The 14,127-nt window shown below is 62.7% G+C and carries 13 protein-coding genes; 9 read left to right on the top strand and 4 right to left on the bottom strand.

From position 1 onward, the window contains the following. Nucleotides 1-22: 22 nt before the first annotated feature. Both ACVDHI_RS12015 and ACVDHI_RS12010 read right to left on the bottom strand, forming a co-directional pair. A complete protein-coding gene (locus ACVDHI_RS12015) occupies nucleotides 23-1,384 on the bottom strand; it encodes an aspartate aminotransferase family protein (protein ID WP_447212120.1) in 1,362 nt (453 codons plus the stop codon). A 291-nt stretch (nucleotides 1,385-1,675) separates the two neighbouring features. Further along, a complete protein-coding gene (locus ACVDHI_RS12010) occupies nucleotides 1,676-3,007 on the bottom strand; it encodes a glutamine synthetase family protein (protein WP_010676060.1) in 1,332 nt (443 codons plus the stop codon). A gap of 462 nt (nucleotides 3,008-3,469) precedes the next feature. Here ACVDHI_RS12010 and ACVDHI_RS12005 point away from each other — a divergent pair, with 462 nt between their 5' ends. From ACVDHI_RS12005 to malZ, 9 genes are all read left to right on the top strand, one after another. Continuing rightward, entirely contained in the window at nucleotides 3,470-3,856 is a 387-nt protein-coding gene (locus ACVDHI_RS12005) for a TraR/DksA family transcriptional regulator (protein ID WP_010676061.1), read from the top strand. A gap of 156 nt (nucleotides 3,857-4,012) precedes the next feature. Continuing rightward, nucleotides 4,013-4,873 (top strand): hypothetical protein, encoded by an 861-nt coding sequence (locus ACVDHI_RS12000; RefSeq protein ID WP_010676062.1) that lies wholly within the window; start codon nucleotides 4,013-4,015, stop codon nucleotides 4,871-4,873. 190 nt (nucleotides 4,874-5,063) lie between these two features. After that, entirely contained in the window at nucleotides 5,064-5,510 is a 447-nt protein-coding gene (locus ACVDHI_RS11995; RefSeq protein ID WP_041214237.1) for an Mpo1 family 2-hydroxy fatty acid dioxygenase, read from the top strand. 21 nt (nucleotides 5,511-5,531) lie between these two features. Next, a complete protein-coding gene (locus ACVDHI_RS11990) occupies nucleotides 5,532-6,011 on the top strand; it encodes a CreA family protein (RefSeq protein ID WP_041214236.1) in 480 nt (159 codons plus the stop codon). 77 nt (nucleotides 6,012-6,088) lie between these two features. Continuing rightward, nucleotides 6,089-7,078 (top strand): 2-hydroxyacid dehydrogenase, encoded by a 990-nt coding sequence (locus tag ACVDHI_RS11985; RefSeq protein ID WP_042864752.1) that lies wholly within the window; start codon nucleotides 6,089-6,091, stop codon nucleotides 7,076-7,078. A 104-nt stretch (nucleotides 7,079-7,182) separates the two neighbouring features. Next, nucleotides 7,183-8,544, top strand: coding sequence for a molecular chaperone (gene yegD, locus ACVDHI_RS11980; RefSeq protein ID WP_048209589.1), 1,362 nt, complete (start codon nucleotides 7,183-7,185; stop codon nucleotides 8,542-8,544). A 178-nt stretch (nucleotides 8,545-8,722) separates the two neighbouring features. Next, entirely contained in the window at nucleotides 8,723-9,142 is a 420-nt protein-coding gene (locus ACVDHI_RS11975; protein WP_010676067.1) for an META domain-containing protein, read from the top strand. A gap of 69 nt (nucleotides 9,143-9,211) precedes the next feature. Next, nucleotides 9,212-10,060 (top strand): HDOD domain-containing protein, encoded by an 849-nt coding sequence (locus ACVDHI_RS11970; RefSeq protein ID WP_039039670.1) that lies wholly within the window; start codon nucleotides 9,212-9,214, stop codon nucleotides 10,058-10,060. 245 nt (nucleotides 10,061-10,305) lie between these two features. Then, nucleotides 10,306-12,135, top strand: a complete 1,830-nt coding sequence (malZ, locus tag ACVDHI_RS11965; RefSeq protein WP_029314873.1) for a maltodextrin glucosidase — start codon at nucleotides 10,306-10,308, stop codon at nucleotides 12,133-12,135. Between the two features lie 154 nt (nucleotides 12,136-12,289). Here malZ and ACVDHI_RS11960 read toward each other — a convergent pair whose 3' ends face one another. Together ACVDHI_RS11960 and ACVDHI_RS11955 are read right to left on the bottom strand one after the other, a co-directional pair. After that, complete coding sequence (locus ACVDHI_RS11960) at nucleotides 12,290-12,823, bottom strand: ATP--cob(I)alamin adenosyltransferase (protein ID WP_042016441.1); 534 nt, start codon at nucleotides 12,821-12,823, stop codon at nucleotides 12,290-12,292. Nucleotides 12,824-12,917: 94 nt separating this feature from the next. Beyond that, nucleotides 12,918-14,039 carry a DUF5610 domain-containing protein gene (locus ACVDHI_RS11955; RefSeq protein ID WP_041215803.1) on the bottom strand — a complete coding sequence of 374 codons (1,122 nt, stop codon included), beginning with the start codon at nucleotides 14,037-14,039 and terminating at the stop codon, nucleotides 12,918-12,920. Nucleotides 14,040-14,127: the final 88 nt, after the last annotated feature.

Below are 14,127 nucleotides of genomic sequence, written 5' to 3'. Positions count from 1 at the left end.
AGCCAACCTGCCCGGTTCCCGCCTATTCCCGCAGCTTTGCAGCCGTCAGGTCCAGACTGAGCCTGGCCAGTTTGACCAATTCATCCACCTGTTCCTCGGTGATCACCAAGGGGGGCGATATGATCATGGTATCGCCGACAGCCCTCATCACCAAGCCATTGTTAAAACAGAACTCCCGACAGGTCATCCCGGCATGGAGCTCGGCCGGGAAGCGACGTTTCGTCTGCTTGTCCTGCACTATTTCCAGCGCGGCGACCAGGCCTTTTCCACGGATTTCCCCCACCAGCGGATGGTCCGCCAGCTCAGCCCAGCGGCGCTGCAAATAGGGGCCGATACTATCATGAACTCGCTTAACTATGCTCTCCCTTTGCATAAGCTGGATGTTGGCAATGGCCACGGCGCAGGCGACCGGATGGCCGGAATAGGTGAAGCCATGGTTGAACTCGCCCCCCTCTTCCACCAGCACCCTGGCAACCCTGTCCCCCACCATCACGGCGCCCATCGGCAGATAGCCGGAGGTAATGCCCTTGGCCAGGCACATGAGGTCAGGTTTGATGCCAAAACCTTCACTGGCAAACCAGTGGCCGGTGCGGCCAAAGCCGCAGATCACCTCGTCGGCGATGAGCAGGATGCCGTACTGGTCGCAGATGCGCTGGATCTCCGGCCAGTAGCTCTCGGGGGGAATGATGACCCCCCCCGCACCCTGGATAGGCTCACCGATGAAGGCGGCTACCTTGTCCACCCCCAGTGCCAGGATCTTCTCTTCCAGCTGGCGGGCCCGGGCCAGACCGAACTCGTGGGCGCTCATGCCCTCTCCCTCACCGAAGTGATAGGGCTGGTCGATGTGGACTATGCCCGGAATGGGTAAGCCGCCCTGGGCGTGCATCCCCTTCATGCCGCCCAGACTGGCCCCCGCCACGGTGGAGCCGTGATAGGCATTGTGGCGGCTGATGATCACCTGCTTGTCAGGTTGTCCCTTGCTGGCCCAGTAGTGGCGCACCATGCGCAGCACGGTGTCGTTGCACTCGGAACCCGAGCCGGTGAAGAAGACGTGGTTGAGGTGGGAAGGGGTGATCTCGGCCAGCAGGGTGGCCAGCTCGGCAGCAGGGGGGTGGCTGGTCTGGAAGAAAAGGTTGTAGTAGGGCAACTGCTGCATCTGGCGAGTGGCGGCATCCACCAGCTCCTGACGGCCATAGCCCATGTTGACGCACCACAGACCCGCCATCCCGTCCAGAATGCGCTTACCTTCGGAGTCTTCCAGATAGACGCCTTCGGCCTTGGTGATGATGCGACTGCCCTTCTTGTTCAGGGCCTGAAAATCGGTAAACGGATGCAGATGATGGCTGGCTTCCAGTTGCTGCCACTCACGGGTGGTGTGCTGCATTGCTTGCTCCTCGGTTCCTTCGATTCGGCGAATCTTGTCGCCATTCATGAGGGCACGGGTGGCCTGCCCGATCACTGCCATTCACGGGGCTGGCACTCTCTTGCCTGCTCGATGCCTTTCCATGGGGCGAACATCGTCGCCAGTTGATTGCAGGTGACGCCCCTCTCCATTGCGGGAGCGGGCCTCACCTTTACTCGGTGCCTTCCGGGTCGCGGGCGCCGCCGCGAGGCGGGCCTTCGGCCCCTTGCTTGCGATATGACGGGGAGAGGCCTCGCCTCCCCCGGGGACAGATCAGACGTTCAGCAGCAGGAATTCCCGTTCCCAGCGGCTGATCACGCCGAAGTAGGTCTCGTACTCCTTGCGTTTGACGGCCACGAAGGCACGGATGAAGCGCTCCCCCAGCATGTCCTTGATGGGTTCACACTGCTCCAGGTGGCTCAGCGATTCCTCCAGCGAGCGGGGCAGGCTGTAGGGCAGGTCATAGGCACTCGCCTTCATCTCCTGCATGGGTTCCAGCTTCTCCAGCATGCCGAGGTAGCCGCAGGCCAGGGTGGCGGCCAGGGCCAGATACGGGTTGGCATCGGCCCCGGCGAAGCGGTTCTCGACCCGGCGTGCGCTCGGTTCGGAGAAGGGGACCCGCAGGCCGCAGGTGCGGTTTTCCACCCCCCACTGCACGTTGCGCGGCGCACTCTCGCCAAAGGTGAGGCGGCGGTAGGAGTTGACGTTCGGCGCCAGCAGGGCGGTCACTGCCGGGGTGTATTTCTGCAGGCCGGCGATGAAATGCATGAACAGATCGGAGTTGCCCCCTTCGCTGGTACCAAACAGGTTGTTGCCATCCATGTCTTCCAGGCTCTGGTGGATGTGCATGGCGGAACCCGGTTCGTTGCTCATGGGCTTGGCCATGAAGGTGGCATAGATGCCGTGGCGATGGGCGGCCTCGCGCATGGTGCGCTTGAACAGAAACACCTGGTCGGCGAGATCGATGGCATCCCCGTGCAGGAAGTTGATCTCCATCTGGGCGGCGCCGGATTCGTGGATCAGGGTGTCCACCTCCAGCTCCTGGGCCTCGCAATAGTCGTACATGTCCTCGAAGATGGGGTCGAATTCGTTCACCGCATCGATGCTGAACGACTGGCGGGCCGTTTCCGGGCGGCCGTTGCGGCCCACCGGCGGCACCAGCGGATAGTCGGGATCTTCGTTGCGGGTCACCAGGTAGAACTCCAGCTCCGGCGCCACCACCGGCTTCCAGCCCTGCTTCTCGTAGAATGACAGAACCCGGCGCAGCACGGAGCGGGGAGCGATGTCGATGAGCTTGCCGTTGACGTCAAAGCAGTCGTGGATCACCTGGGCGGTGGGCTCCAGCGCCCAGGGTACGAAACGAATGGTGTTGGGATCGGGATAGAGCTGCATGTCCCGCTCCAGCGGGTCTATCATGCTGTCGTCATCCGGGTACTCGCCAGTCACCGTCTGGGTGAAGATGACCTCGGGCAGCCGCATGCCCCCCTCGCGCAGAAACTTGTTGGCTGGAATGATCTTGCCTCGGGCATTGCCGGTGAAATCCGGAAACAGGCACTCCACTTCCGTGATGCGATTGCTCTCCATCCAGCCCTTGATACTGTCCATGTTAAACCCCGACTTTACGGTTGCCATTGTCAAGGGTGTCTAATATAAGGAACACCCTTGTTAAGAAAATGTAATCGACAACACCATAAAAGCCCGTGATAAAGGCCTTTGTCAAGCAGCGGTGTTTAAAAAACTATAAACAACGGCCTGTATAATGACCAGCGCGGCACCAAATACTAAACACTTTGTGTCACGATCAGCCCACTGCAAGCTCGATGCCAACGGCGGCGGGATCTCGTTCGATACTCAGTCAGACCCTGTCGGAGAAGGCCCATTTCTTTGCAAGGGCGCACACTCCTTATCCAATTTCCTTTGCATGTCTGCGTTTTTTTGGTACAAGGCCCGCCCTGATTTGCACTCTCCTGCATGGATTTGGTGCAAAACGGGATACAAGGGCTTGGTCTGACGACAGACAGCCCCCATCAATGGGTAACATTGGGAAACTGACTGGTAGCAAACCGTATGTGTGATTTCATGACAGAAGACCAACTGACCTTCTACAAAGGCCAGATCGAGCGACAAATCCTTGAGCTCGAAGAACGTCTCAACTCCCAGGCCAGCCAGGCTATCGCCACCGATACCAACGAGATGGCGGATGAAATTGACCGTGCCAGTGTCGAGGAGGCCCGTCGCCTGGAGCTGAACCGCATCGAGCACGACAAGTTGCACCTGCGCAAGCTGAAAGGGGCGTTGAAGCGGATCAATGAAGGGGATTTCGGCTATTGCGAATCCTGTGGCGACGAGATCTCTCTCAAGCGGCTGCAGGCCCGTCCCGAGTCCCGCTTCTGTGTTGAATGCCAGAGCACCAAGGAATTCAACGACACTCACGTGTTCCGTCGCGTCGCCTGATGCGGCGAACAAGCCCGGCCTCGGTACGAGCCGGGCACAGGGCAGGCCATGCCCGAAGATGACGCGGCCGGGTGATCCCCGGCCCCTTTCACAGCAAGAGCGTGACAACTTCTGTTAGACTCCGGGCAAGTCCCGGATCCTACAGGAGATCAAAGCGTGAAATGGCTCATCAGGCTGTGCTTGTGCCTGCCATTGCTGGCACAAGCACAGACGCTCACCGTCAAGGTCCCCAGCCGACCGATCAACGATCTCGACAACGAATACCAGCTCAAGCTGCTGGAACTGGCGCTCAACCACGCCGGGCAGCCCTACAAGCTGGAGCGGGTCGACCTCAATCTCAACCAGTACAGCCTCCAGCAGGCGCTTGCCAAGGGCAAGGTCATCAATGTGTTCTGGATGGGTACCTCCAGCGCGCTGGAATCCTCCCTCACCGCAGTACCAATCCCGCTGTTTCGTGGCCTGGAAGGGCTGCGCCTCTCCTTCATCCACGCTGATGCCCAGGAGCGGTTCAACCAGATCAACACCCTGGCAGACCTCAAGAAACTGAAAGCCGCACAGGGGGTGGGCTGGGCCGACAACAAGATCCTGGAACTGGCAGGCATTCCCACCTATGCCGGGCGCTACAGCAACCTGTTTCGCCTGATGAATGACGGCGACAAGCTGGATTTCTTCCCCCGTGGTCTGGTGGAAATCTTCGCCGAACGCAGCGAGCTGGCGGCACAATATCCCAACCTGGTGATCGATCAGCACCTGCTGATCCGCTACCCCTTCGCCGAGTTCTTCTTCGTCAGCCCGGAGTCGCCGAAGCTGGCCAAGGCGATCCAGACCGGCCTCGAGCGTGCCTATGCCGACGGCAGCTTCATGGCGTTCTTTCGGGAGAACCCCAAGATCCGCGAGGCCCTGGCCAGCGCCAATCTGGAGCAGAGAGTCACCATCGCCCTGCCCAATCCCGACATGACCCCCTTGCTCAAAAGCATTCCGGCCCAATATTGGGAATATCCACCGTCGCAGGAGTAAACGGATACGATATCCGGCGTTGAGAATATCCACCGCTGCGAGCATGAACGGACAGGGTCTCCGGCGTTGGGAATATCCGCCGCCGGGAGCGTGATCAGCCGCGGGTCATCCCATCCGGTGGGCGCAGCCCGCCGCAGACGCACAGGAACGCGAGGTCGCCCGGCCTCAATACGCGCACCAGGGAGGTGCCATGAAACGACTGGATGACTGGTTTCGCGACTACGGCCAGAGCCATCAACACCCCGTCAATGTGGCCATCCACAAGGTGGCGGTGCCAGGCATCTACCTCTGCATCCTGGCACTGCTCTGGTGCCTGCCCGCCGGTCCCCTGCCAGCGTCCTTCAACTGGGCGGGGCTGGTGGCCATCCCGGTGCTGGTCTTCTACCTGCGGCTGTCGTTGACGATCTTTACGGGGATGACGGCCCTGACCGCCCTGGGACTGGCCTTCTGCCACGTCTGGCAGGGGCCGCTGCTGTGGCCTGCCCTTATCGGGTTCGTGCTGTTCTGGATAGCCCAGTTCGTCGGTCACCATATCGAGGGGAAACGCCCCTCCTTTCTCACCGACCTGCAATTTCTGCTGGTAGGCCCCGCCTGGGTGCTGGCCAGCCTCTATCGTCGTTTGGGCATCCCTTTCTGAGGGAGGCCAACAGGAGAGACCATGAGACATCTTCAGACCCTTGCTCGCACCCTGCCCCTGCTGCTGGGGGCACTGATGGCCGGCCCGGTGCTGGCCGACAAGGCCGATCCCGTCGGCGAGGTGAGCACCGCTTTCAAGCTGCTCGGACCCAACCACAAGATCCTGGTGGAGGCGTTCGACGACCCTAAAATCGCCGGTGTCGCCTGCTATCTGGCCCGCCCCAAGACCGGCGGCGTCAAGGGTGGCCTTGGGCTGGCGGAAGATCCCTCCCACGCCTCCCTCTCCTGCCACCAGATCGGCCCCATCACCCTGCCCGCCAAGCTGAAGGCGGGGGAAGAGGTGTTCGACGTCAGCACCTCGCTGGTGTTCAAGGAGCAGAAGGTGGTGCGTTTTTACGACGAGAAGCGCAATGCCCTTGTCTATCTGACTTACAGCACCAAGTTGGTGGATGGTTCGTACAAGAGTGCAGTGAGTGCCGTCCCCATCATGCCCTGGGGTTGAAACAGCACCACTTATCCCGTGATGACGGTCACTATTTGTTGTAATTTAACCACATCATTATCTACGGAGAGCGCACCATGAGAGTCGCCGTTTTCAGTACCAAGAGCTACGACAAGGAACATTTCCACCAGGCCAACGCCCAGTACGGTTTCGATCTGGAGTTCTTCGACGTGCGGCTGGAGGCCAAGACGGCCCGTCTCGCCCACGGCTTCCCCGTGGTCTGCCTGTTCGTCAACGATGATGCCGACCGCGAAGTGCTGACCGAGCTGGCGCAGTACGGCACCAGGGTCATCGCCCTGCGCTGCGCCGGTTACAACAACGTGGATCTGGCCGCCGCCAAGGAGCTGGGACTCAAGGTGGTGCGGGTGCCTGCCTACTCCCCCGAGGCCGTTGCCGAACATGCGGTGGGCCTGATGATGACCCTCAACCGTCGCATCCATAAGGCGTATCAGCGCACCCGGGACGCCAACTTCTCCCTGGAGGGGCTGGTGGGCTTCAACATGCATGGCCGCACCGCCGGCATCATAGGCACCGGCAAGATCGGCATCGCCACCTTGCGCATCCTCAAGGGGTTCGGCATGCGCCTGCTGGTGAGCGATCCCTATCCGAACCAGGCGGCCATCGATCTGGGCGCCGAGTACGTGGATCTCGACACCCTATTCCGTCAGTCCGATGTCATCAGCCTGCACTGCCCCCTGTTCAAGGAGAACTATCACCTGCTGAACAAGGAGGCCTTCGCCAAGATGAAGGACGGGGTGATGATCATCAACACCAGCCGGGGCGGCCTGCTCGACTCCAACGCCGCCATCGAGGCCCTCAAGACTGCCCGCATCGGCGCCCTGGGGCTGGACGTCTATGAGGAGGAGGAAGACCTCTTCTTCGAGGACAAGTCCAACGAGGTGATCACCGACGACGTCTTCCGCCGCCTGTCTGCCTGTCACAACGTGCTGTTCACCGGTCACCAGGCCTTCCTGACCCGGGAGGCGCTGCACGCCATCGCCGACACCACCCTCAGCAACATCCAGGCCATCGAGAGCCAGGGCCGCTCTGACAACGAAGTGGAGTGATCCCTGAGGCGTTGTCGCCACGCCATTGATCCCGCCGCCGGGTTGTGAGACCCGGCGGCATCGGGTAGGCTACCAGCCCTTTTTTGTACAGGAGTCTGGCCAGCATGTTCATCGGATTTGATTACGGTACCTCCAACTGTGCCGTCGCCGTGATGGAACAGGGCAGCCCCAGGCTGCTGACCCTCTCCGGTTCCCATTACCTTCCCTCCACCCTGCACGCCCCCCACCGGGACGCCATCGCCGGCCTCCTGGCCGAAGGGCTGGCCCCCGTCCAGCAGAGCGAATACCTCAAGCTGCGCGGTCCCGTGGTGACCCGGGCCCAGGCGGTGCGCCGCCAGATGCGCGAAGAGGGACTCATCGACGAGCTGAGCTTCGGCGGTGCGGCGCTGGCGCGCTATCTGGAAGAGCCGGACGAGGGCTACTACATCAAGTCCCCCAAATCCTTTCTCGGGGCCTATGGCCTCAAGGCTCCCCAAATCGCCCTGTTCGAGGACATCGTCTGCGCCATGATGCTGCACGTGCGCCGGGAGGCGGAGCAGCAGACGGGCAGCACCATCCGCCAGGCGGTGATCGGCCGACCGGTCAACTTCCAGGGACTGGCGGGGGAAGAGAGCAACCGCCAGGCCATCGCCATCCTGAGGGAGGCGGCCCGCCTCGCCGGGTTCGAGCGGGTGGAGTTCCTCTATGAGCCGGTGGCCGCCGGCTTCGAGTTCGAGGCGCGCCTCACCGAGGATGCGGTGGTGCTGGTGGTGGACATCGGGGGCGGGACCACCGACTGCTCCGTGCTGCGCATGGGCCCGAGCCACCGTGACCAGCTGGATCGCAGCGGCGATCTGCTCGGTCACAGCGGCCAGCGCATCGGGGGCAACGACTTCGACATCCGCCTGACCGTGGAGGGCATGATGCCGCTGCTCGGCATGCACGAGACCCTCAAGACCGGCAAGCCGCTGCCCCATCCCCTGTTCTGGGACGCCGCCGCCATCAATGACGTCAGTGCCCAGAGCCGTTTCTACAGCCTGGATACCGCCCGCCAGTTGCAGGATCTCCAGCTCGACAGCCAGCCGGGCAGCAAGCTCCCGCGCCTCGCCAGCCTGCGGGCCCACAAGCTGAGCCATCAACTGGTGTGGCGCGCCGAGCAGGGCAAGATCGCCCTCTCCGACCACGAGCACAATCACCAGACCCTGAACGAGTTGGAAAAAGGGCTGGAGGCGGCACTCACCCGCCCCCAGCTGGCCAGTGCTTCCGCCCCCTTGCTGGAGAAGATTGGCGAGCTGATGGACGAGGCGATCCAGGCGGCAGGCGTGCAGCCTGACCGGGTCTTCGTCACCGGCGGCAGTGCCCGCTCCCCCCTCATCAAGGCCTTCATCCAGCAGAAACTGCCCAAGGTACCGCTGGAGGGGGGTGATGACTTCGGTTCGGTGGCCTCGGGCCTCGCCCGCTATGCCGAGCGCCTGTTTGCGGACTGAAACGGCCAGGGGAGCCATGGGCAACCGGTAGACAGGTTCGCTCGGGGCGGGTGTTGCCATTTGCCGACACCCCCTCTTCCCCCGGGGCGACAGAAGCGGTCGGGCTCCTCCCCCCTCGCCCTGCCGCCCGGGCCTGGGGACGGGTATGCTTGTCATACCCACCACCGGAGCCCCTTCAATGCCCAGATACCTGCTACTGCTGCTCGCCCTGCTTCTGCTCAGCGCCTGCAGCAGTGCTCCCCGCTTTGCCTCGCAAGATCTGCAACACCATCACTGGGTGCTCGATCGGCTGGATGGCCAGGCCATCGCCAGCCGCCGCAGCAATCCCCCCGACATCGAGATCGGTGAACACTTCACCGTCAACGGCATCGCCGGTTGCAACCGCTACTTCGGCCAGGGTCACCTCAAGGGGAACAAGCTCTGGGTCACCAGCCTCGGCAGCACCGCCATGGCCTGTCCCCCCGAGCTCGATCTGATAGAACAGGCCGTCCTCGCCACCCTGACGGAGGGGGCCACACTGAGCGGATCCACCCAGACCCTGATCCTCCAGGGAAAACGGCACCGTTTGGAATACAGACTGCAAGACTGGGTGTACTAGGGCTCACAAAACCGCTCGCCAGCAGGAACAACTGGCCAGGCTGTGGCACAATATGAGGCATTGTTAGCAATGGAGGCTGCCTCAGCCATGTCGATGGATCGCCTGTTTGGCAAGATCAAGCAACTGCCCACAATTCCGAAACTGCTGCACGAGCTGATGCAGAGTTTCAACGACGAGAATGCCCGCATCGACGAGATCGCGGCCAAGATCGCCATGGACCAGGTGATCAGCGTCAAGGTACTGCGGATGGCCAACTCCGCCGCCCTGCGCCGTGGCAATGAAATCACCTCCATCGAACAGGCGGTCATCCGCCTCGGTTTCAACCGCCTGCGCTCCGTGGTGGTCGCCTCCGGCATCATCAGTAGCTTCAAGGCCCCCCCCGGCTTTGACAAGCTCCACTTCTGGACCCAGACCTTCCAGGTCGCCACCATTGCCCGCACCCTGGCACAGCAGACCACCTCGGTGGATCCCGAGACCGCCTTCACCTGCGCCCTCATTCACAACATTGGCGAGCTGCTGATCCAGAGCACCCTGCCGGAAGAGGCGGGGCTCATCAATCTGGCCATCGAGAAAGGCAGCAGCCGGGTCGATGCCCAGCGGGAGATGCTGGGTTACGACTATGCCCAGCTCGGCGCAGAGCTGGCGCGGCGTTGGAACCTGTCGCCCGCCTTCGTGGATGCCATCGCCCAGCAGCTCGACCCCCTCTCCCACGATCCGGTCAGCAAGGAGGCCGTGCTCATCCGGCTCGCCGTCTTCGTCTCCTTCGCCTGGCAGGCCGGCGTACCGGCCCAGGCCATCATCGCCCGTTTCCCCAGAACCCTGGCTGACCAGCTGGGGCTGGATCCCGCCAGCCTGGCGGATCAGCTGGAGCAGCTGCACGAACAGGGCAACGCCCTGGCCGATTTGCTGACCCAGTAGATGTACAACGGCCGATCAGCAGGAGCCGGATCCCCGTCTCATTCTGGCGGATCAGCTCGAACAGCTGCACGAGCAGGGCAACGCCCTTGCCGATTTGCTGACCCAATAGCGTCACGGCAGACCGCCCAACCAAGCCGGAAGCACCGTCTCATTCTGGCCGGTCGTCACATACACACGCCCATGGACGGGATAAGATGGCCTGCGCCCATCCCCCATTCCTGAGCCTCTCTGACACAGTAGATACCATGACCCATCCCTTCCTGTTTCACCCCCAGGCGGCACCCTGGTTCAAAGAGAGTGCCGACACCCTGCAGCTCACCCTGTTCAGCGAGCTGGACGCCCCCATCCGCGAGGTGTGGCTGCGCCACGAGCCGGACAACGAGGAGTATCTGGTCGCCATGACGCCGGTCGCCACCCGGGACAGGCTTCAGGTCTGGCAGGTCGAACTGCCGCTGGCCAGGGGGCAGGAGATCCACCTCTACTGCTTCAAGTGCCTCACCGACGAGGAGCAGTGGTGGCTGCACGGGGCAGGCGTCAGCGCCGCCATGCCGCCGCGGGAGCAGCATTTCCGCTTCAACAGCCATCACCAGCCCCCGGCCTGGGTGCAGGATCAGGTGTTCTACCAGATCTTCCCCGACCGCTTCTGCAACGGCGACCCGTCGCTGAGCGTCAAGCATCACGAGTACGAGTACAGGGGCAAGGCGGTCATCAGCAAGGCCTGGGGCGAGCCGGTCAGCCGCCACGAAGAGGGGCACGGCGCCTGTGAATTCTACGGCGGGGATCTGGCGGGCATCGACGCCAAGCTGCATTACCTGCAATCCCTGGGGGTGACGGCGCTCTACCTCAACCCCATCTTCGATTCGCCGAGCAACCACAAGTACGACACTCAGGACTACTTCAAGGTGGATGCGCACCTCGGTACCAATGCCCAGTTTGCCGAGCTGACCCGCAACCTGCACCAGCGCGGCATGAGGATCATCCTGGATGCGGTGGTCAACCACACCTCCACCGAGCACCCCTGGTTCTGCCCGCCGCTGGGCGCCCAGAGCAACCCGGATTCCCCCTGGCGCAGCTTCTACACCTTCGATCAGGAAGGGGATTACGTCAGCTGGAAAGGGATCCGCAGCCTTCCCAAGCTGGATTTCTCAAGTGAACAGGTGCAGGACGCCGTTTATCGGGCAGACAACGCCATTCTGCGCTACTGGATGCGCGCCCCCTACCAGATCGATGGCTGGCGCTTCGACGTCATCCACATGCTGGGGGAGCGAGGCACTGCCGAGGGCAATCGCGGCCATGTGCGCGCCATTCGCGGCGCGGTGAAGCAGGAGAATCCGGACGCCTACGTCCTCGGCGAGCACTTCTTCGAGGCGAGCCAGTGGCTGCAGGGGGATCAGGAGGATGGCGCGATGAACTACTACGGCTTCGCCCACCCCATCCGCGCCTTCCTGGCGGGGCAGGACATCGCCTATCACCCCATCAAGATCAGCGCCACCGAGCTGGATCACTGGCTCAAGCTGGCGCGGGCCCATATTCCGTTCAAGAACCAGCTGGCCCAGTTCAACCTGCTGGACAGCCACGACACCGCCCGCTTCCTGCACCTGCTGGGGGAAGACAAGCAGCGGATGCGACTCGCCGCCACCCTGCTCATAACCTACATCGGCGTGCCCTCCATCTACTACGGCGACGAGGTGGGGCTCTCCGGCGGCAACGACCCGGACTGCCGCCGCTGCTTCCCCTGGGATACCACCGACTGGGATCACGTGCTGCACGACCACTATCGCCGCCTGATCCAGCTGCGCCGCCAGCGCCCGGCCCTGCGTCGGGGAGACATCCAGACCCTCTACGCCGGCCCTCACAGCTATGTGTTCGCCCGTACCCTGCAAAGCGATCAGGTGGTGGTCGCCTGCAACCGCCACCCCACGGAGCCGCGCACCATCAGCCTGCCCCTGTGGCAGACCGCCAGCCCCGCCAGCCGCTTCACCGACGCCTTCAACGGCGACAAGTTCGAGGTGGTGCAGGGGGAGGTGCAGCTCACCATCCCGGCCAACTCGGCCAGGGTACTGCTGTCGAGCTAGGGATCGCGGCAATAGAAAACCGGCGCTCGGGGCGCCGGTTTTTTTATGCCTGCATCCCCCGAAGTGACGGATGCTGCCTCATCGCTGTTTTTCGATCCAATAACCCTACGCCGCCATGTGTGATGCGACGAATGCATCAAACATCGTCTCTTCATCAGTAGTTGATGCTGACATAGGGGACTTCGGTCACATCCCACGCCTGCTTGAGGTAGACGGTGAGCACGAAGAAGAAGTTGGCCAGCAGGTTGGCGAAGCGATAGAGGATGGGATCGAAGCGCACGCCGCTCTCTTCCAGGCGTACCAGCAGACGCACCACCTTCTTGCTGCCACAGCGGCACAGGTGCAGGGTGGGAATGGGCTGGGGCCCCTGGGGCAGCACGAAGCCGGTCACCCGACCGCGACTCGCCTCGTTGTAGTGATCGTACCGCCCCTTCAGCCAGTCCAGATCCTCCTCGAAGATGCCGAGCCGTCCCCGCACCGAGCCGTTGAGGTTGTAGATGAGCCGCTGCAGGGTCGCCAGATCCGCCATCACGGGCCGGGTATCCTCATCCGGCATCAGATGAGAGAGCACGGCCCCCACCTGGCAGCAGAGCTCGTCGGTGGCGATCTCGTAGTCGCACTGGAACTGGGTTTCGAAGATGAAGGGGTAGCAGAGCTCGCGCTTGTCTCTTGGCTTCTTGGGGTTCATGGCATCGCCGGGCTGGGGAAAAGGGCAGTGTGCCAGCCCGGGGACGGGCTGGCAAACACCCCGCCCCCGCCAGCATCACGGGGGCGTCGCCAGACTAGCCGGTCGCCATCTGCTGGCCAAGCAGCCTCATGGCCTCCAGCATCCGCTGGTTGAAGCCCATGAAGCCTGCCCCCTGGGTCGCCCCGTCCTGACCCCGCGCCGCCAGCACGGTGGGTGTCAGCGCCTCCTGCTGGGAAGGGGCCAGCAGGGCATCGGCCTGCTGCTGCAACCGGCTGAGCCTCGGCAGGTAGTCCGCCAGGGGCTTGAGGCTCTCCTGCAGGGAACTGGCCCCCTGGTAGGTCTGACTCAACTTGGCCGATTGCTTGAGCTTGAGGGAGTAGGAGACCAGCTGGCTGTCATCCAGTTGCAGCCCGTTCAGCCCGTCCGCCAGGGTCTTGCCGTCGCCCCCCTTGAAGAACTGCCCGGCCAGCTCGTCCAGCCCCTTGACCAGGGTGCCGATGGCATCCATCTCGGCACTGTCGAGATCCCCCTCCAGGGAGAAGTCGAAGCTCTGGCTCGACTTGAGGCTGAACTGGCTGCCGCCCCCGTCGCTCTGGGACTTGAACTGCCAGCTGTCGCTGAAGCGCAGCATCACCTTGTCCCCGTCCCGGGTCTCGATCTCGAGGAGGGCCTGCTGGCGGCTGGCCATCCTGGCATCCCCCAGATCCGTGGTCGACACCTTGCCGAAGAACTCCTTCTCGAACTCGTCGAGCCCCTTCTGGATCAGCTTGTAGCTCTGATCCATGCCGGTCTTGATGTCCTCGTTGTCCGCCCAGTCACCGAGCAGCTTCCTGGCGTCACCGAAGCCCTTGTCCACCCCCTTGCGGGCCTGCTCCATCATCTTGGTCAGGTCGTCGTCGGACTTGCCGTCGGCACGGGCCGCGCCTATCCGCCCGGTGACGAACTGCAACACGTTGTCCGCCACCGACTGGAAATCGAACAGGGTCTCCGGGGTGACCTCCTGGGGTTCCTGCACCTTGGGTGCCTTGTAGCCCTGGCCGTTGATCTCCAGCGCAAATTGCAGCGCCTGCTGGATCAGCACCTGGGCCCATTTCGGGGGCTTGTTCAGGGAGACCTCATCCCCCTTGTCCGCCGTCTTCGACTCCGTCTGTTGAGGCGATTTGGGAGCAATGCCCACTCCCTTGGGTTGGGCTGCGCCCATGCCATCAATTTGCATCATTACTCTCCCGCCTATAGTGGTGGATCGGTTATCGGCCCGACTGGCCACTTCTTGACCACAAAAAACTTGGACAATCCGCAACGGC

The organism is Aeromonas sp. 25-248, assembly GCF_053005425.1.
Note: the sequence above shows the minus strand (reverse complement) of the source record. Positions and strands in the feature narration are given on the sequence as shown.